Below are 18,353 nucleotides of genomic sequence, written 5' to 3' on the forward strand. Positions count from 1 at the left end.
TGGCCTTTTTGTAGGTTGGGGAGTGGCGGCCGTCACCTCAGTTGCCGTGACGGAAATCGCAGTCGCAGTCGCAGCCGATGGCGTTAATGCTGTACTCGCCGGCTGGGTGGTGTGTCGGGACAGTCAGGTCGCGGACCTGGGCCTCGGGCTAATGCTTTGGCTGGCTGAATGGCAACGAATTGATGCCCGCAACATTGGCATTGCGTGCTCCAGTGAACGCTTGGTCGATGAGCCTGGAAACCTGACGAGCCGAGGTGTTCCAGCAATACCGCGCGACGTTAGCCTTGCCTCGTCGCCGCAGGTCCTGCCGTAAGGCGGCGTCGTTGAGGATTCGCTGCATGCTCTGTGCGATGTCCTCGACGTTCAGGGGGTCGAAGTACAGTGCGCTGTCGCCCAGAACCTCCGGAATAGATGCGGCGCGCGCAGCGATGACTGGGCAACCGCAGGCCTGGGCTTCGAGCGGCGGAATGCCGAACCCTTCATAGAGCGAAGGGAACACGAAGGCGGTCGCACCCTGATAGGCCTCGACCAGTTCCTCATCGGTTAGCCTGCCCAGCATGCGAATGCGCCGACTGCCTGGCACATCGTGAAGGCTGCCCGAGAAGATCCGGTTCGAGTCGCCAATGATGCGGAGCTCGACTTCATTCTGTCCGTCCATGCTCAGAAATGCCGCCACCATCCTGGCGAAATTCTTGTGTGCACTGGGTGACGACACCGCCAGCAGGTAAGGCGCCGCCTCGCGTGGGCATTGCTCTGCACAGAACGGTTGGAAACGCCCATCCACGGCGTTTGGCACCACGCAGATGCTGCTTGCTGGATAACCGTAATGGCCGGCTATTTCCTTTTTGGAAAAATCGCTGACGGTGATCAACGCCTTGGTTCGGCCAAGCAGCAAAGGGGTCAGGTTTCGGTACATGGCTCTGAATGTCCTGGAATAGCTTTCCGGGTGCCTGATGTAGGTGATGTCGTGGTGCGTTGCGATCTGGTTGCCATAGAACAGAGGGGCGGTGTTGCACAGCGAGACCAGGGGGGGGTAGCCGTTGCGTGCCAGCCACAGTGGGAGGTCCAGCTGCTCCCAAAGATGCCCTCGGTGTCGACCAATACGCCGGACTTGCAATTGCTCCGCGCTTTCGTGCAGGCGTATGTCTTCGGGTGCGACGAAGACCAAGTCGTCGCGCAGGTCCTTCAACTGCAGGGAAATCTGTTCAGCGAACCGCTGTACGCCCCGCATGTCCTGAGTCAGGAAGCGAGCATTGATCACGATCATCTTGAGTTCCTTCTGTTCAACGAGTCGAGATGGGTAGCAAGGGCTCGGATCCGACCGCATCAGGCCCGAGGCTGAGGATTTTCGGAAACGCGCTGAGTTCGATGCGGGCGGCGCAGTGCTCCGCGTTGCTCGGACATTGCCAGGCGATAGCGGTGGTCCATCCCTTGTCGGGCTGAGCGGTATCCAGCAGTTTCAGGTTGCTGGCTGACTTGCCTGCCGAGGTGATGGTGACGGGGCGGGGCTGGTCTGTAGTACTCCAGGCCACCAGAAGCTGTTCTTTGTCGTTGCCGAAGCGCAGCAGAACGCTGTTTCTGGATTCCTCGACGCGCCCCAGGAACTGGTAATCCTTGATGATCGGACTGATCGCTTCGAGCACCCGGTACGCAGGTTTTGGCGAATAGTCCTGCCTGAGCAGGCCGAAGTTGTGTTCCCGTTCGCGCTTGTCGGTGCCGTCGTTGCGCAAGTCGTACCACCAGTATCCGCGCACGTTGGCTAATGTCCTGGCGAGGAAAAAGCTCCGAGCCAGATAGGCTGCCTGTAGGGTTTCGTCGATGCCGCAGGCACCCTGATGCGCAGGCCAGGCCATTTCCGTCAGGTAAAGTGGCACCGGCTGATTGGCGGCACGGGACAGTTCCATGTCGACGCCGGCGAGCCATTCGATCCAGGCTTCCGGTGTGTTCTCCCCGCGACTACGGCAATGAACGTAGGGGTGCAACGAGAGGCCATCGACCGATTGCATGATTCCGGCTTCGATCAGGCGCAGCGCGAAACCGGATTCGATGCCCTTCGTCGTCACTGCACCGGCCAGTACCTTGGCGTCCGGGTCATGCTGGCGGATGATGCCCGCGGCATCGGTGATCAGCCGGGCGTAGTCCGCGGTGAACTGCGGATCGACCGGGTCCTCGACGTCCCATTCGTTCCAGATCTCGTAGTGCTTGATGCGGCCGCGAAACTGCTCGGCGGTGAACGCCACGTAGCGGTTGAATGCGGTGCGTACCGGTTCGCTGCGTGGCTTCTCGCCGTCGCCGTGAAAGCGATTGCCGTAGCCAAGAATGAACAGGCTGTCGATCCCCTGCGCTTCGTTGCCGGCAAGATACTTAGGCCAGTGCGGTTCCACCTTGAGCTGATCGCGCCTGCGCTCGAGGAAGGCCCAGTGGGCATCGGTGCGCACGGACTCGATGCCAGCTTGTTTCAGCAGCTGCACGCCCTTGCTGGTGCTGTCGCGCAGGTGCAGGTCATGCGAGCAGACCCCTAGGATGAACGGGGCCTCAGCTGGCTGTGCCGGTGCCTGCATGGCAAGGACGGTCACAGCGGCGGCAAGTGCCAAACGGTGCAATGGATGGCGACATTTCATGACCGGTCGTCCCTGGTTTTTCGCTTGTCGAGTTCAAGGCCGTAGCGCGTTGAAACCGCAGCAATCGGGTGGTGACGCTCGCGTGGCGTCAGGGCATGTGCGATGGCCATGCCGAGGAATAGGGTCGCCGTGGTGACTTCCAGTACGTCGGTTGCCCAGCCAATTAGGATGGTGCAGAAAACGATCCCTAGCAGCGCGTCGCGAATGCGCGGGCCACGGTCATGCAGGCGCAGCAGCAACGGAAACAGCAGCAGATACAGCAGTACACCGAATACGCCGAGCATTCCCCATAGGTACAGCGCTGTGTTGTCGGCGATGCTCAGCAACTCCAGCCAGGCCAATGGAAAGGCTGCCGCGCTGCTGCCTACTGCACCGAAACCCGCTCCCCACCAGCCCCAGCCTTCATTGGTCACGACGTCGATGAAATTCGGCCAGCTGTGAATCAATCGGTCGTTGAAGGACGCCAGCAGGCTGGCGCTATAGGCCTCGCTCTGTGGAATGTTCAATAGCAGGCTGGCGATCGGCAATGCCATTCCGGTCAGCACGGCTATGAAAAACGCCGTGGCGCTGGGCAGGCGATAGCCGGCCAGAAACAACATCATCAGGGTCAGCAGGTAAGCCGCCGCGGTGGACTTATTGGTCGTCAGAAAGATTGCGCCGAAGGCCACCGGGTACAGCGCCATCCGTAACAGCCGCGACTGCAGGAACGCCGCCAGGAACAGGCTGTACAAGGCGATCATCACGGCCAAGTTGGTCGACATCCTGGCGAACCCGGCGAGACGGTCGGTACTGCCAAAGGCCCATGATTTGTTAGCGGTCAACTCGACGTCGCCCATCATGTAGCTATAGCCCTTCCACGGCACGCTGGTGAACATGTCCAGCGCAATGCCGAGCAGGGACGCGACCAGGCACAGGCCGATTACCCAGCTGAGCAGGCGGGTTCTCTGTTCCAGGTAGCCGCCGCAGAATAAGCCGAACAGCAGCGGAATGTAGATGAATAGACTGAAGCCGACATTGCCGAGTGTGGCGCCGTGCAGCAGCGCGAACAGGCTCGAGACCAGCACAGCAAACAGCACCAGCCACACGCCGGGTTTGCTTTGCGCCCTGGGTAACTCCAGTGCAACCGCAGCGATGCACGCCAGCTTTGGCAGGTAGAGCAGGGCGGACACGCCGGCAACATCCAGGTAGTAGCGAAGTGCGCCGGCAAAGGTTTCGCTGATCAGCAGCGAGGCCGCGATCAGCGTGAGCACGGTGGGTTTGTCAATCGCCAGCGGTCTCGACCTGCGGTGCGAAATGGTCAGCAAACTCGGGTTCATCTTGGGCGCTCCGGCCGTGCAGCGTGGAATGCAGGATCGACTGGTACTGATCGAGCATTCGTTCCGTATCTAAGAAGGCGGCGACGCTATCGCGTGCCTGGCTGGACAATCGATGGCGCAGGCCGCTGTCCAGGTAGAGCTTGAGCATGGCCCTGCCGAGGGAGTCGAGATCTGCTGGTGTGCACAGCAGTCCGTTCAGGTTGTCCTGAATGATCTCCGGCAGACCGCCCATATTCGTTGCGATGATGGGCAGATGTTGTGCGCAGCCCTCTACGGCGACGAGCCCGAAAGGCTCAGCCCAGATTGACGGTACGACCAGTACATCGATCCCCTGCATGAAGCGTTCTGAAGGCTGATAGCCGACGAACCTCACTTTGGAAGGGTCGGCCAGCTCGTTGAGTTTCGCTTCGTAATCCAGCTTGCCGCGACCGGCGATTTCCAGCGTGGCGTTGATGGACAGCGCCTGGAACTGTTCGATCAGCCAGCCCACCCCCTTGTTTTCAGACAGCGTGCCGATGTAACCGAAGCGCAGTAGGCCGCTGTGACGTGGGCGTGGGTTGGCCGAATGGCTGTGGCTGGAATCGACGCTGTTGTGCACGACATGCTGGCTGGCCCGGCTGAAGTAGCCCTCGGCGGTGATTCTGTCCAGGACGAAGCGGCTCACGCCGATCACGGCTGCAACTTGAGCCGAGGCGGCCGCATGCGGCCGCCGAAAGGCCGAACACATGCCGCACTGGCGCTCGCAGCTGCGGCCCTTGTCGAACATGGTGTCCTTTGGGCATAGCAGATAAAGGTCGTGCAGCACCTGAACGATTGGCAGCCCGGCCGCGCTGATCTCATCCCAGGCCGATATCGACCACCCGGTGAGGTTGTTACACACCACAACGTCGGGCCGTTCATGCTCGATGACCTGGCGCACATGCCGCCGCATGCTTCGGTTGTAACGGTCTCGATAGTGCCAACCGAGCCGCAACAGTCGGCTGGGACGGGACTGGGTGAAATGCCAATAGAAGTTATTCAGCCCGGCTCGGTAGATCCGCACGCCGTCGAGCTCTTCTTCGTGCAGCCCGACCTCTGGTCCGGTCGCCAGGACGACGGTGTCGCAGCCGCGACGCTTGAGTCCTTCGGCTATCTGGCGAACGACGATTTCAGCGCCGCCGCCGATATGGGGCGCATACAAACTGTGTAGAACTAGAACTTTCATGGTGTGCCCCTCGATGAGCCCTCAATCCGCTCGACAGGCCGGCGCTAGGCCAGGATGGGCGGTGCTGCAGAGGTAGCGCGTGGGCACACGGACCTTTTGTTCACGCTGCAACAGGTTCAGCAAGATCACCGAACGCTTCTCGCCGTCAGCGCTGACAAAGATCGCCTCGAGCTCGTTGAAGCTGCCGCCGTGCAGCTGCACCTTTTCACCGGGTTCGAACTGCGGCTTCTGGGACGGGGCCGCCAGGCGTTGGCGCAACTGCTCGATCAGCTCGTCTCTGACCGGCGTCGGCTCGCTACCGAAGGCCACCACTCGGGCGACGCCGCGAGTGGAGCGGATCGGATACCAGTTATCCAGCTTCCGATCGAGACGGATGAATAGGTAGCCCGGAAAGAGCGCTTCGTCCGCCTTTCCGTTCCCTGCGGCGTTTGGCTTTACTGGCCGGTAGCACTCGAAGTGCTGACGTCGAAGATTGTCTTCGGCGCGGCTTTCCTGGCGGGGTTTGGTCTGGATCAGGTACCAGCGAGCGATGCTGAGCGAGGTCATATGAACTGCCTTCCGTAGTGAAAATTTCAATGTCCGTTCTGTCGACGTCACGCGCCTTGCAACGTGGCCGACTGCTCTATTCCTTCGACCAGGGAGAAGCGTTTGAGCAGTGCCTGCGCTTCGCTTCGGCTGTTGAACATCAATACGTCGATGATCGACAGCGAGGGCACGAAGGGATGGTTGAACTGCGGATAGCTCAGGTCATCCATGCGCAAAAAACGCAGCACCAGCCCGTTCGATCTGAAGTAGGCAGGACAGTAGAGCGCCGTGCCGCCAATGGGGTTGATGTATAGCTCGGCGTTCATCTTGTGGGCGATGGTGACGACGCGTTCCTGCTTGTCCATGCGTGCCGGCAAGCCCAACTCCGAGCCGATGCGGATAGGCGTTGCGATCTGCAGATAGGCACAGATCCGCCGAATGGAGTTTTCGATGAAGCGCGCTAGGTTGCGCTCCGGATGAGCCAGAATCTGGCGCACCAGCGTTATCACCTCGGCCTTGTGTGGCGCGCGTGAGTAGCCCAGCTCCAGTGTTTTCAACAGTTTCTGAGCTTCCTGCTCGAACTCGTCGGATAGCCAGCGCTGGTTGATCGGGGAGAACTGGCTGGCTTTGCGCAACGGGAACGTGATCAGTTTTGGCTGCCCGTTCGCCAGCACTCGGTTGCGGTTAATCCAGGAGCCCTTGACGTACTGAAGGTCGTCGCCCAGCACAAAGACATCGCTGCGCGCGATCAGCTGGAAATAGCCAAGGTAGGGGAACAGATAGGGCTGCATCATCGAGACGGTTCTGAGCACGGGCTTATCCCTCGCGTGTGTCAGGCTTTTTGAGAATAGCTGTAGTAACCGTAGGCACCGGTCTCGTAGGCGGAGCTCGAGGCCCTGCGTTTGACGCCATTGAGGATGGCCCCCTTGAGCAGTACGCCGTTCTGCGCCAAGCGTCGTTTGGAGGCTTCGACCTGGGCGGCAGTGCTCAGCCCATAACGGGCCACCAACAGGCAGGTGCCGGCCTGTTGTGCAACCAGGACGGCATCCGTTACCGCCAACACCGGTGGTGTATCGACGATCACGAAGTCGTATTCACGCTCGGCTTCTTTCAGCAAACGGGCGAAGTTCTCATGCATCAAGAGTTCTGAGGGGTTGGGCGCGGAATGCCCGCTGGCGATGAAATGCAGGTTGGCCTGATCGGTTTTGTTGACTACGGCGGCGAGCTGCAAACCGCTGGCCAAGGCGTCTGACAAACCGTTGCGCGGCGCTAGGCCGAACATGCCGGCCAGATAGCCGCGCCGCATGTCGGCATCGATCAGCAGTACGCGCTGACCAGCCTGAGCGATGACCGAGGCCAGATTGCTGGCGACGAAGGATTTGCCCACCGAGGGAGTAGGGCTGGTGATGACCAGCACCTGATTGCGTGCCTCGAGCATGGCGAACTTAAGGCTGGTGCGCAGGCTACGGAGAGATTCGATCGCCAGGTCGGCCGGATCGGCGCGACCCAGCAGCTTGCTTCGGCCATCGCGGATTTTCCGCAACCGGTACAGGTGCTCCTGTTTCGGCGAGAAGGGCAGCGCCGCATACACGGGTGTGCCCAGATGTTCGATGGTTTCGGGGCTTTCAATACCGCGATAGAACACCTGTCGTAGCAAGATCACCATCGCCGACACCAGCAGCCCGACGAAGATCGCAACCAGTACCACCAGGGGCTTGATGGGTTTGGCCGGTTTTTCCACCACCGCGTAGGCACTGTCGATGATGCGCACGTTGCCGATGGTGCCCGCACGCAGGATGTCCTGCTCCTGTGCCTTGTCCAACAGCAGCGTGTAGGTGCGCGTGGTGACCTGCATGTCGCGGTTCAGACGCAGGAGTTCCTGCTGCGTCATCGGCAGGGTGTCGATTTTCCCCATCAGCGCGGCTTTCTGCGCCTGCAACTGGCCGATCTTCTTCATCAGCGTCTGGTAGGTCGGGTGTTCCGGCGTGTAGAGCTGGTTGTATTCAGTGCGCTTGAGGTTGTGCTCCGAGATCTGGGATTCGAGCGCGACGATTTGATCGAGCACGCCCTTGGTCTCAATACTGATATCCACCGACTGGGCGCTGGTCTGATAGTCATTGAGGGCGGCTTCAGCTTTTTCCAGTTCCTTGCGCACCAATGGCACCTGTGTCCGCAGGAACTCCAGGCGCTGGGCTGCTTCGGCGGAACTGCGTTCGATGTTCTGCAGCACGTACAGGCGACTGATCTTATCGAGCACGCGATTGGCTTTCTCCGAATCCGGGTCCTCGAGCGTGAGGTAGATAATTCCGGAGTCCTTGCCGGCTTCCCCCACTTTCAGTCGCTTCTGGTAGTCCAGCGCGGTGGTCTGCGGGCGGCTGCGCACGACGATGAACTCGGTGCCGGGGCGAGCCTTGAGTTCGGCGACCTGTACCCGAAAACCGTCGTGCTGCACGGCTTCGTTGATCTTGCCGGTCAGCAGCAACTTTTCATCAGCGTCGTACAGCCGGTATGAGCCGGCAGTGCCTGCACGCAGCAGCATTTTTTCGCCCAGGTAGGCTTCCGGCACGTCCAGCTGGAAGATGTCCAGCTTTTCTCCGCCCCAAGCGTAGCTGTCCATTCCCAGTAACGGCGCAGCCAGCTCGCCGTCTTTTACGGGGTCGTGTTGGCGGGCCAGGTAGCTGCCAAGCAGCGGGACGTACTTGGGCCGTGCGGTGATGTACAACTTCAGATCATTGACCGTGCTGCCCAGCACAGCACGGGATTTGATCAGTTCTATTTCGGTGATCGCCTGGGATACCGAGTTCGGCCGGGGCACGGCTTCTGGAATGCCGGTGATGCCCGCCTTCTTCGGTTCAATCTGGATCATCGCCGTGGCTTCGTAGATGGGCGTGGCGACGATGGCATAGGCGACGCCGAGCAGCGCGAAGAGGGTGGTGATGGTGAAAATAAGACGCTTGTGATCGAACGCCACGCGCAGAATGCGCGCCAGATCGATTCGGTTATCGCCGTCGTAGTCCAGCGAAGAGCGGGCCATTGCAGTCATTGCGGGTTCCTTCCTTGAGTGTTGCGCCATCGGTGTAGCAGCGGGCGTGACGGCCAGGCGTTCGTCAGACACCTGGGGTCAGCCTGCGCAAAAGATTGATGCTGATGTTCTGGAAGACCTGGCCCAGCGCCTGGAGCTTGCTGAGGGGGGAGATCGAAGCGAGTACCTGAGCGAACACCTGGATCATGAAGTACTCGTAAAGCGATGAATCGCCGATGCGCTGGTAGTAACGCGCGAGGTTGTAATAGGCGTGCGTGGTCATCTGGATGCGTTGCTTGCTGCTGCGCATTGAGAAGATGCCGCCTTCGTGCACCCGGTAGGCCGCAGGTTTGATCTCTCCGATGAACTTGCCCTTGCCATGAGCACCAAGCAACGACCACCAACAGATGTCCAGAACCTCGACACCGTGCAGCTCCGGCGGCAGCTCATGCACCAGATTGCGGAAACAGACGGTCAGGGTTGAAATCGGGCGCGCCTGTTTCAGCTGTAGAGCGCTCGCGTCCTTCCGATACTTGCCGGTCAGATGAGGGGTACGGACCACGCCCTGGCTGTTGAACATGAATGCATCGTGATAGGTCATCACGTAGTCGCGATGTTTTTCGAGGAAGTCCACCTGGATCTGCAGCTTGCGTGGATCCGTCCAGTAGTCATCCCCTTCGCAATAGGCGATGTACCTGCCGCTGGCCTGAGCGAACAGGCGCGTGCTGAACGGCACCCCTAGGCTGTACTGGTTCTCCCGCTGATAGATCGGCTTGATCAGGTTCGGATAGCGCGCGGCGTATTCACGGATGATTGCTGTGGTGCTGTCGGTCGAGGCGTCGTCATGGACGATCACCTCGAATGGGAAATCGGTTTTCTGCCGGATGAATCCTTCCAGCGTTTCCTTTATGAACGCTGCATGGTTGTAGGTCAGGCAGATGATGCTCAGCAGGGGAGATCGTTGATCGCCCCACGCTGCCATGACGTCCTGTTCGGTTTTCGATTGGGTATCCATTTCAAACGCTCGACTTGGTCATCATTACGTAAAGCCGCATCACTACCGGCCTGGAGGTGAAGGCCACCAGCGTCAGGCAGATCAGCCCGCTGACGGCCAGCCCTAGAAGAATGTCGAATCGGTTTTCGCTGGCGATGGCGGCGAACACCGGTTCGCCGATCAGCAGACCCAGGCCGGTCATGGCCGTGATACGCAACAGATCTTGTAGCCAGGGTCGATGCAGGCCGGCACCGAAGCGCTTGTGCACCATCGACGGCCAGACCAGAAAGGTCAGCATGCGTAGCCCGAACCACGCCAGCGCTGCGCCGTACACGCCATGCTCAAGGGTTGCGTAAATGACCACGGGAATGCTCAGCACTGCGCTGACCACGCTGAACCACACATGAAGGCGCAGCTGGCCGTAGGCGTACTGCAGATAGAACTGAAAGGCGGTGACGGCCATGATCGCGCTGCCGACCACGTACCAAGGCAGTATCTGGCGGCTCCAGTTAGCTGCTTCTGCGTCACCGGTCCAGGCGAAAACCAGATCGGCGGCGTGAAACGCGATCACTCCCGCCAACGGGAACAATAGGCTGCAGACGAACCGGGTCGCGTTCAGGTAGAGCGCCTGCATATCGGCGATCCGGTCTTCAGCGACGAGCATCGTCATCCGCGGCAGCAGCGTCTGCACCAATGGATTGGTCAGCGTCATGATGCCGGTCGCAATCAGCGCGACCAGCGAGAAATAGCCGTACTCTTTAAGCGGCAGCACGTTGGACAGCAGCACCTTGTCCAGCTGCGTCAGGACGATCCACAGCACCGAGGTCAGCGAAATGCCAGCGGCGAAGGGCAGAACCGGCTTGACCACTGCCCAGTTGAAGCCGGTCAGCAGCTTCGGATTGGGCATCAAACTGTACGCCTTGACGGCGAAGATAAGCGTTTCGAGCAGTCCGACAGCGGCCTGGAAGACAAAGAAGTCCTGAGGGTTCTGGCTGATATTGGCCACCAGAAACAGCCCACCGAAATAGCGCAGCGTGGCGACGATGACATTTGCGCTGTTCAGCCATGCATGTAGCTCAAGGCCTTGCAGACCACTCTTGTAGAGCGTGGCGTAGAGCTTGAGGCCGATCATCAAGCCCATGAGGCTGATGCAATGGACGATCGTGGCGCTGCTTAGCTCCTCTGCCTGCAACCATTGGTGAGCGATCCAACCACTGGCGAAATGGATGCTGAGCGCGGTGAGCAGAGCCAACGGCAGGAAGATGAGTTCGAACGAACGCAGCAGTTGTCCCGGTTCGTAGCGTTGCGCCGCGGAGCCGTTACGACCGCGAAAATGCGCTATTTGACGAACCAACGAAGGGGACAGGCCGGCGTCCAGCAGCTGCAGCCAGGCCTGCAGTACTGCGAAAAAGCCGATCAGGCCATAGGCCTCGGCGCCCAGGTGCCCGAGATAGAAAGGCAGGATAAGAATGCCGATGAGCATGGCGTACGCTTGGCCTGCGTAACTAAGGCCGGTGTTGCGAAGCATCGATAGATTTCGATCGGACATGTCGTCAGCCGTTCTGATTGAGTCAGTAAATGCGCTTGTACGCTGGGGCTGGCGGGCTTAAACGGTCTTCCAGCAACAGACTGGCAGCGACCTGAGGCCAGATGCGTTCGGTGGCCAGGTGGCTGCCCTGGGATGACTGACTCAATAGCGTCTCGATAACCGTGTTCTGAACGTGCCGTGGCAGGCCCGGGTAGATCGGCAGGCACAGCACCCGGCGACTCAGGGCGCGAGACTCGGTTTGTGGGATCTGCGGCTGCACGTAGCTGAGCGTGTCCAAAGAGGGGTAGAAGTAGCGCCTCGGGTTGATGCCCTTGTTCTTAAGCGCCGCCCGGCACTGCAGCAGTTGCTTTTCATCCGTCAGGGCTATCGGGAAGTAGCTGTGGTTGCGCTGTGAGTACGGCTGCTGGCGCTGCAAGTCGAAGTGATCACCGAGCTGTTGTTCGTAGCGGCTGGCGATTTCCTCGCGCTGCTCCAGAATCAACGCCATGTCGTCGAGGATGCACAGGCCCATTGCGGCGGCAAATTCGTTGAGTTTGGCGTTGATGCCAATGCCGTCGATGATGTCGGTGTCGACAATGCCGAAGTTGCAGAGCAAACGAATCCTCTCCGCCAAGGCGTCATCATTGGTGACGATGGCGCCGCCCTCGATGGTGTGGAACAGCTTGGTTGCGTGAAAGCTGAGCGTGCTGATGTCGCCCCAGTTGAATACCGACTGGTCTTTGTAGCGGACGCTGAACGCGTGGGCGCCGTCGTAGATCACCTTCAGGCGATGCCGCTGCGCAACCTGCGCGATAGTCTCGACGTCGCACGCATTGCCGAAGACATGGGTGGCCACGATCGCTTGGGTGTCGGCCTCTATCCTCGCTTCGATCTGCTGGGGATCCATGTTCCAGGTGGCCTTGTCGATGTCGGCGAATATCGGCCGGACGCCCTCCCACTGCAGCGAGCTGGTGGTGGCGACGAAGCTGAACGGAGTGGTAATGGCGCTGCCGCTGAGGTTCAGTGCCCGATAAGCGATCTGCAGCGCCAAGGTCCCGTTGTTGGTCAGGATGATATTTCTGACGCCTAGGTAATCGCGCAGCCGCTCCTCCAGCTCAGTTACCAGCGGACCATGATTGGTCAACCAACCGGATGCGTAGATGCTGTCGACGTAGCCCAAGAATTTGGTTTTATTGCCCAGATACGATTTGGTGACATTGATCATCTCGATGTCCTTATCGGTCGTCACATCGGATAGCAGACGCAAAAAAGTGCGTCTGTCAGATCACGCAGTAGGTTGCGTACCTAGGGCTGTTGCGCGTCGTGCCCGACGCTGGTTCAGCTTGAGGATCATGCGGGTCGCGAAGCTACCGGCGTGCGGATCGCCATAGTGGAAAATGGCTGTTGCGCGGCGGTGGGAGGGATCGCAGGGTTCGTTCGCATGCAGTGTGCGGTAGCCCCAGAACAGATAGAGATTGCCTGGGACAAGTTGAAGCTTTTCGGGGCGTAAAAGTTTGTGGCGGATGGCAGCGCTGATCAATTTCCGACTCAGTGCGTTCTGCAATATCGCTTTTTCCACAACGTTAATCAGGACATTGGAGCGTATGCGGCGACCATTGGGGAATAGGATGAGATCACCCCGATCGACCCCGTCTTGGGGAATTTCGATGGGCAGCAGTGCGGTGACCAGACTGGCGTCGTAGTGAAAGCAATTGGACTCGCGCCGGCCTGAGGTCCCCTGCACACAGCGCAGGACTTTAAGTATTTCATCGCTATAAGCGGCTTGCCCTGCGCCAGCCTGATAGACACTTGCCAACATATTCCGAAACTCTGTCGAAGCGCCTAGCGCGCCCAACAGACAACTCTCTATTTCGACGCCACCATGATGCGCGAAATAACTTCCTTTATGTTTTTCGGCCTCGACCCGGACGCTTTCTTGAAGCAATGACAATTGTTCGTTTGATAGGAAGTTGGCAATGCAGGAACTTCCTTTGTTGTTCATTTCGTTGGTAACGAGCTGAAGAGCTGACGCTTCCAAGTTGCGAAAAGATGTATTCACGATGCACTCCAGTTGGATAATACAGTCGAGTAAGCGTTTTAGTCAGGTATTTAGGGCAGTCAAATCTGCTCGACAACGGTATTGGCAGGTGCAGGTGGCATTACCGTTTAAAAAACTACGAGCCCAAGTAGCGCTGCATAGGCTTTTCGCTAACGTAATTCGTTCTGGCAAAGCTACCGCCACCAGCCGCTTAGGTGGCCCGTGGGCCCTGTCTGCATTGCTGTTGAACCAGAGTTGCTGGCTCCGCAGTGGGCTTCAGACAGAGCTACCGCACTCGGCTAGAATTCGAGATAAGCTTCAAAGTATTTATTGTCGCAGGCAGCCCAGCTGCAACTGGGGAAAACGCCATCCGTGTGCATCAGCGCAGTACCGGCTTCTTTTTTGGTTTGCCGCTCTAAATGAACTGCCGCTGATTTATGTGATGTAGTTAACATTCAGAACCTGGCGGCAGTCAAGATCCGAAACAAAAAAATAAGCGCACAAATGAGGTGCTTTATCTCAATCCATTGATAGCAAAGGGAGTTCTTACTCTAATAGGCAGGCGAAAGCCGCGAGGGGCTTAATTTGGCTCAATCTTCGGAACTAATCCGTTTGATCTACGACCATTTGCGCAGTAAATAGATGCGCGCTGAAAGCTTCTTCATTTATTCCGAAAAATTAAAAGAAGGGGCGGTTTTATATGCGAGACAAGTTCTTTCTGAGAAAAAGCGAACAGCAAAAAAAGGCCACTCAATGAGTGGCCTTTCTATTTGGTTGCGGGAGCCGGATTTGAACCGACGACCTTCGGGTTATGAGCCCGACGAGCTACCAGACTGCTCCATCCCGCGTCTGTGGGCGGCATTCTACAGGCTGACGAACCCGTGTCAACCTTCCGCGGCGATAAAGCGTTTTATTTTCAGGTGGTTAGCCAGGTTGGCTGGCTTGGCACAACGAGCTGAGCGTATCCACTCAGGCCTCATACGGCGATACAAACGAAAAAGGCCACTCGATTGAGTGGCCTTTCCGTATTTGGTTGCGGGAGCCGGATTTGAACCGACGACCTTCGGGTTATGAGCCCGACGAGCTACCAGACTGCTCCATCCCGCGTCTGTGGGCGGCATTCTACATCTTTCGGTTGATCTGTCACGGTTTTATTGCCAAACGGACAATCTTTCGTCAGGCAGTTAGCGAAACATGCGCGGCGTGGGGCTCGGCCGAGGGGGGCTGGTGTCGAGCCGGTCGTGCGCCAGGGGACGCTTTGTGATGGTGACGCGCGATTCGCAGCATGCCCCAAAGCATCGCCAGGGCGGCTGCACTCCAGCCAATCACTATCATAAGAATTACCAGTGGCGGTGTGATCATCGTTGGATTCCTTTCTAACCAGACATCATCAGCTCTCGCTGTAGTGGACCGCGAAATGCAAACAACGGTTCCGCTTGCCATCTGTCGGCAACGTGGACCTATGCCGGCAGCCGGCTGCCTAAACTGCTGGGAGCGACTCGAATAGAGGAGAAGGGTATGCGGAGCTATTTGCCTATCGCGCTGGCAGCGGCGCTTGCAGCTACAGCTACAGTCACGGCAACAGCTGGCGTAACAACGCCAGGAACCGTTCAGCTGGCGCAGAACTCGGGCTCGGTCGATCGAACCCTAGGTAATGGGTCCATGGGCACCGGTGCGGGTATCGAGCGACTACCGGAACAGTCTGATAAGGATCGCAAAGTACCCGACCAGCGAACGCAGCAGGCTTACGAGCAATCCAACCATGGCGACACGGATACCGATATGGAGCATCGCCCGCGCCGGACATTGGGCGATCGAGATCAGGATTGATCGAACCCGCTCTATGAGCCCGTAATGGCGAAAGGAGAATACCCTCGCCCCGATGCTGCCTCCACGGCTGCTAGCTTCGACGAGATCTTCCATCGTCAGTGGTGGCGCTGCTGTGACAGATCGCCGGACAGCAGCTTTGCTTACGTTGAAGACCGCTTGCGTGTCGCCCTGCAACGTTCAAAATTGCCTGTTGATGGAACAGTTACAACAGGCTGCCCGGATGGAAGGAAAGGAGCGCGCCTTGCTTGAATGCCAGAGCGTCCAAGCTGGGTGGTCGTCCCCTAGCGGCTTGCCATGATTTGCAAAATTGGGCAGACGAAGGCTAGCGCTGGCGCTTGGCTCCTCCTCAGGTCGCCCCAGCAGATAGCCCTGGACCAGGTCGATGCCCATGTCTGAAAGGATGTGCAGTTCTTCACTCAGCTCGATGCCTTCCGCGATGACCTGAGCCTGTGACGCTCTGGCAATCTTCATGATCGACTCGACAAACTCGCGCTTCACGGCGTCGCGGTGAAGACCGTCTATGAAGTAGCGGTCAATCTTGACGTAATCCGGGCGCAGCTCCGACCACATGCGCAGGCTGGAATAGCCAGCACCGAGGTCGTCCAGGGCGATGGAGAAGCCCATGTCACGGTAGTGATGCAAGGCGGCACGAAGCAGCTCGAAATCGTCGGTGGGCGTCTGCTCCGTAAGTTCGATCACGACCTTGTCGGCAGAGATGCCGTATTGATGCAGTAACTCTAGAGTGCGGCCCGGCTTGTGCTTAGCATCCAATAACGTTTCGGGCGAAACGTTGAGGAATAGTTTGCTCTGCAGCTGCTGCTGGCTGTAGCGACGACAGGCATTCTCGCGACAGGTCATCTCCAGCTCATTCAGTCGGCCGGCATGTCGAGCCGCTGCGAGCAGGTTGATAGGGGAGTGTAGCGAGGTGTTTGATGGCCCTCGTGTCAGCGCTTCGTAGCCGAGGATGAGTCGTTCGGAAAGCGACACGATGGGCTGGAACAGGCTGGTAACGCTGCCGTGAGCAAGGATGGAATCCAGCGTGCTCAACTGCTCGGTAACGGTCATGATGGTCTCGTGCGGCCTTAAAATGCGAAGGGCCGCACAATGGCGGCCCTTCGCATTTCACGACACTACGATGTCATTTTGATGACATCTGTTGTTTAGCGCTCGACAGGCTGGTTCTTAGCCATCGTCTCTTGCATGCCCAGGTAATCCAGCAGGATTCTGCCGCTTTCTGACAGATAGGCATCGTCCTCGGGTTTGATTTTTTTATCTTCAACGTGCGGTGTCGTCTCGTCTTCTTTTTCGAGCTTGGCCAGTGGCTCTTCGCCCTTGGCCTTGCGCAAGGTGTTTTCCAGTGTCAGCTGACGCTTCTCGATCCGCTCCTGCTGCGCCCGGCGCTTTTCCTCGTTGAGACTAATAGTCGTCTCGTGAGTAAGCTCCTGCGTCAGTGCGAGGCGATCCCGAGTAAATACAAAGTCTGGATTCTCATTGGTCCGCCCCTCATGACGAGCCTTGAGTTCGGCGAGGAACGGCTTGAACGGATTCATGTCCGGGCTGACCGCTGCGCGAATGCTGTCCCATGGCATTGCTTCAGGCAGAGCGCTTTCGCCAATTTCCTTGGTATCAACTTCGGCGGGGTAGGAGATGTCCGGGATGACGCCTTGATGCTGAGTGCTTTGTCCGGAGACTCGGTAGAACTTGGCGAGCGTCAGCTTGAGTTCGCCGTGATTAAGCGGTTGGACAGTTTGTACGGTGCCTTTGCCGAATGTCTGTCCACCGACGATCAGTGCGCGGTGGTAATCCTGCATGGCGCCGGCGAAGATCTCCGAGGCCGATGCGGACAGTCGATTAACCAGCACCGCCAGCGGGCCCTTATAAAACGCGCCTTGCTGCTCGTCAGCCAGAACGTCGACGCGGCCATCGCTATTGCGGACCAGAACCGTAGGGCCTTGATCGATGAACAGACCGGTCAGTTCAGTGGCTTCCTGAAGGGAACCGCCGCCATTGTTACGCAAGTCGATGACGACTCCGTCGACGTTTTCCTTCTCCAGCTCCGTGAGCAGTTTTTTCACATCTCGGGTCGTGCTCTTGTATTCCTTGTCGCCGGCACGCAGGGCCTTGAAATCGAGATAGAACGCCGGAATTTCGATGACCCCGAGCTTGTAGTCACGACCGCCCTGATTGAGTTTAAGCACCGACTTCTTCGCCGCCTGCTCCTCAAGCTTGACCGCTTCGCGGGTGATTGCGACGACTTTGCTGCTCTGGTCGTTTGGCGCGTTGCTCGCCGGGATGACTTCGAGTCGGACAACTGATCCTTTGGGGCCGCGGATCAGTTTGACGACTTCGTCGAGCCGCCAGCCGATCACATCGACCATCTCTTCGTTACTCTGACCAACGCCGACGATCTTGTCGGCAGGCGCGATCTGCTTGCTCTTCTCAGCAGGGCCAGCCGGGACAAGGCGGACCACCTTCACGTGCTCGTTGTCGCTCTGCAGTACAGCCCCGATCCCTTCCAGAGAAAGACTCATGTTGATGTCGAAGTTCTCCGCATTGTCAGGAGACAGATACTGGGTGTGCGGATCGTAGGACTGCGCGAAGGCATTGATATAAGTCTGGAACACGTCTTCGCCACGAGTCTGCTCAAGGCGCGACAGCTGATTCTTGTAACGTTTGGTGAGCAGTTCCTCGATGGCCTTGGGTTCCTTGCCGGCGATCTTCAACCGCAGCACCTCATCCTTTACGCGCTTGCGCCAGAGGTCATCCAGTTCCTGTTCGTTCTCGGGACGCGCTGCATTTTCGCGATCGATCAACAGCTCCTCGTCAACGGTGAAGTCAAAACTGTCGACGCCTTGCTCCAGCAGGCTCAGCGCATATTGCAGCCGGCTCTGCAGTCGCTCCAGATGAACCTTATAGATGATGAACCCAGGTTCAAGGTTGCCATTCTTCAGGAAGTCATCGAACTGGTTGCGCCAGGCTTCGAATTCGGCAACGTCCCCTGCAGTGAAATAGCTGCGCGAAGGGTCGAGCATCTCGAGGTAGCTGTCGAAGATCTTCGCCGAGCGGGCGTCGTTCAGCGGGGGTTTGTTGTAGTGATGGCGCTTGAGCAGCTCAACTACGTTGAGGCTGGCAATCACCTGATCACGGTCAGGCTGCAGGTAGTCCCATGCATTTGGGTCGGCAGGTTTGGCGAAGGTGGCAGTGGCCTGAAGGCCAACCAGCAGGGCTAGAAAGCCTGCGGTCAATGATCGTTTCATATCGAAGGAGCGACGCGA

At 58.4% G+C, this 18,353-nt stretch carries 13 protein-coding genes, 2 tRNA genes and 1 pseudogene; 1 reads left to right on the forward strand and 15 read right to left on the reverse strand.

Annotation, left to right across the window (positions count from 1 at the left end; all coding sequences use genetic code 11):
* Positions 1–148: 148 nt before the first annotated feature.
* The 13 genes from ACQKEK_RS04270 to ACQKEK_RS04330 form a co-directional block, all read right to left on the reverse strand.
* Positions 149–1,267 (reverse strand): glycosyltransferase family 4 protein, encoded by a 1,119-nt coding sequence (locus tag ACQKEK_RS04270; RefSeq protein ID WP_499141178.1) that lies wholly within the window; start codon positions 1,265–1,267, stop codon positions 149–151.
* A gap of 16 nt (positions 1,268–1,283) precedes the next feature.
* Entirely contained in the window at positions 1,284–2,621 is a 1,338-nt protein-coding gene (locus ACQKEK_RS04275; protein ID WP_499141179.1) for a hypothetical protein, read from the reverse strand.
* A complete protein-coding gene (locus tag ACQKEK_RS04280) occupies positions 2,618–3,937 on the reverse strand; it encodes a hypothetical protein (RefSeq protein ID WP_499141180.1) in 1,320 nt (439 codons plus the stop codon). The genes ACQKEK_RS04275 and ACQKEK_RS04280 overlap by 4 nt, the downstream gene beginning before the upstream one ends.
* Positions 3,882–5,141, reverse strand: coding sequence for a glycosyltransferase family 4 protein (locus tag ACQKEK_RS04285; RefSeq protein WP_499141182.1), 1,260 nt, complete (start codon positions 5,139–5,141; stop codon positions 3,882–3,884). Before ACQKEK_RS04285 ends, ACQKEK_RS04280 begins: the two co-directional genes overlap by 56 nt.
* A 21-nt stretch (positions 5,142–5,162) precedes the next feature.
* Positions 5,163–5,687, reverse strand: a complete 525-nt coding sequence (gene rfaH, locus ACQKEK_RS04290) for a transcription/translation regulatory transformer protein RfaH (protein ID WP_499141183.1) — start codon at positions 5,685–5,687, stop codon at positions 5,163–5,165.
* Between the two features lie 47 nt (positions 5,688–5,734).
* Complete coding sequence (locus ACQKEK_RS04295) at positions 5,735–6,478, reverse strand: WbqC family protein (RefSeq protein ID WP_128120551.1); 744 nt, start codon at positions 6,476–6,478, stop codon at positions 5,735–5,737.
* 20 nt (positions 6,479–6,498) lie between these two features.
* Positions 6,499–8,709 carry a polysaccharide biosynthesis tyrosine autokinase gene (locus ACQKEK_RS04300; protein ID WP_128120552.1) on the reverse strand — a complete coding sequence of 737 codons (2,211 nt, stop codon included), beginning with the start codon at positions 8,707–8,709 and terminating at the stop codon, positions 6,499–6,501.
* Between the two features lie 64 nt (positions 8,710–8,773).
* Positions 8,774–9,703 (reverse strand): glycosyltransferase family 2 protein, encoded by a 930-nt coding sequence (locus ACQKEK_RS04305; RefSeq protein ID WP_499141185.1) that lies wholly within the window; start codon positions 9,701–9,703, stop codon positions 8,774–8,776.
* Between the two features lies 1 nt (position 9,704).
* Positions 9,705–11,231, reverse strand: coding sequence for a lipopolysaccharide biosynthesis protein (locus ACQKEK_RS04310; RefSeq protein ID WP_499141186.1), 1,527 nt, complete (start codon positions 11,229–11,231; stop codon positions 9,705–9,707).
* Between the two features lie 22 nt (positions 11,232–11,253).
* Positions 11,254–12,435, reverse strand: a complete 1,182-nt coding sequence (locus ACQKEK_RS04315) for a DegT/DnrJ/EryC1/StrS family aminotransferase (protein ID WP_499141187.1) — start codon at positions 12,433–12,435, stop codon at positions 11,254–11,256.
* Positions 12,436–12,495: 60 nt separating this feature from the next.
* Entirely contained in the window at positions 12,496–13,269 is a 774-nt protein-coding gene (locus tag ACQKEK_RS04320; RefSeq protein WP_499141188.1) for a hypothetical protein, read from the reverse strand.
* A gap of 750 nt (positions 13,270–14,019) precedes the next feature.
* Positions 14,020–14,096 (reverse strand) — tRNA-Met (locus tag ACQKEK_RS04325).
* A 182-nt stretch (positions 14,097–14,278) separates the two neighbouring features.
* Positions 14,279–14,355 (reverse strand) — tRNA-Met (locus ACQKEK_RS04330).
* 411 nt (positions 14,356–14,766) lie between these two features.
* Between ACQKEK_RS04330 and ACQKEK_RS04335 the strand changes: the two genes are divergently transcribed.
* Positions 14,767–15,078: a hypothetical protein gene (locus tag ACQKEK_RS04335; RefSeq protein WP_499141189.1), complete on the forward strand. Its 312-nt coding sequence runs from the start codon at positions 14,767–14,769 to the stop codon at positions 15,076–15,078.
* 309 nt (positions 15,079–15,387) lie between these two features.
* On the opposite strand, the pseudogene ACQKEK_RS04340 reads toward ACQKEK_RS04335, so the two are convergent.
* Together ACQKEK_RS04340 and ACQKEK_RS04345 are read right to left on the reverse strand one after the other, a co-directional pair.
* Positions 15,388–16,143 (reverse strand): annotated as a pseudogene (locus ACQKEK_RS04340) (EAL domain-containing protein); the annotation flags it as partial.
* Positions 16,144–16,238: 95 nt separating this feature from the next.
* Positions 16,239–18,335, reverse strand: coding sequence for a carboxy terminal-processing peptidase (locus ACQKEK_RS04345; protein WP_499141191.1), 2,097 nt, complete (start codon positions 18,333–18,335; stop codon positions 16,239–16,241).
* Positions 18,336–18,353 lie beyond the last annotated feature (18 nt).

The organism is Pseudomonas sp. NPDC077408 (assembly GCF_050269105.1).
Classification (GTDB): Bacteria; Pseudomonadota; Gammaproteobacteria; order Pseudomonadales; family Pseudomonadaceae; genus Stutzerimonas.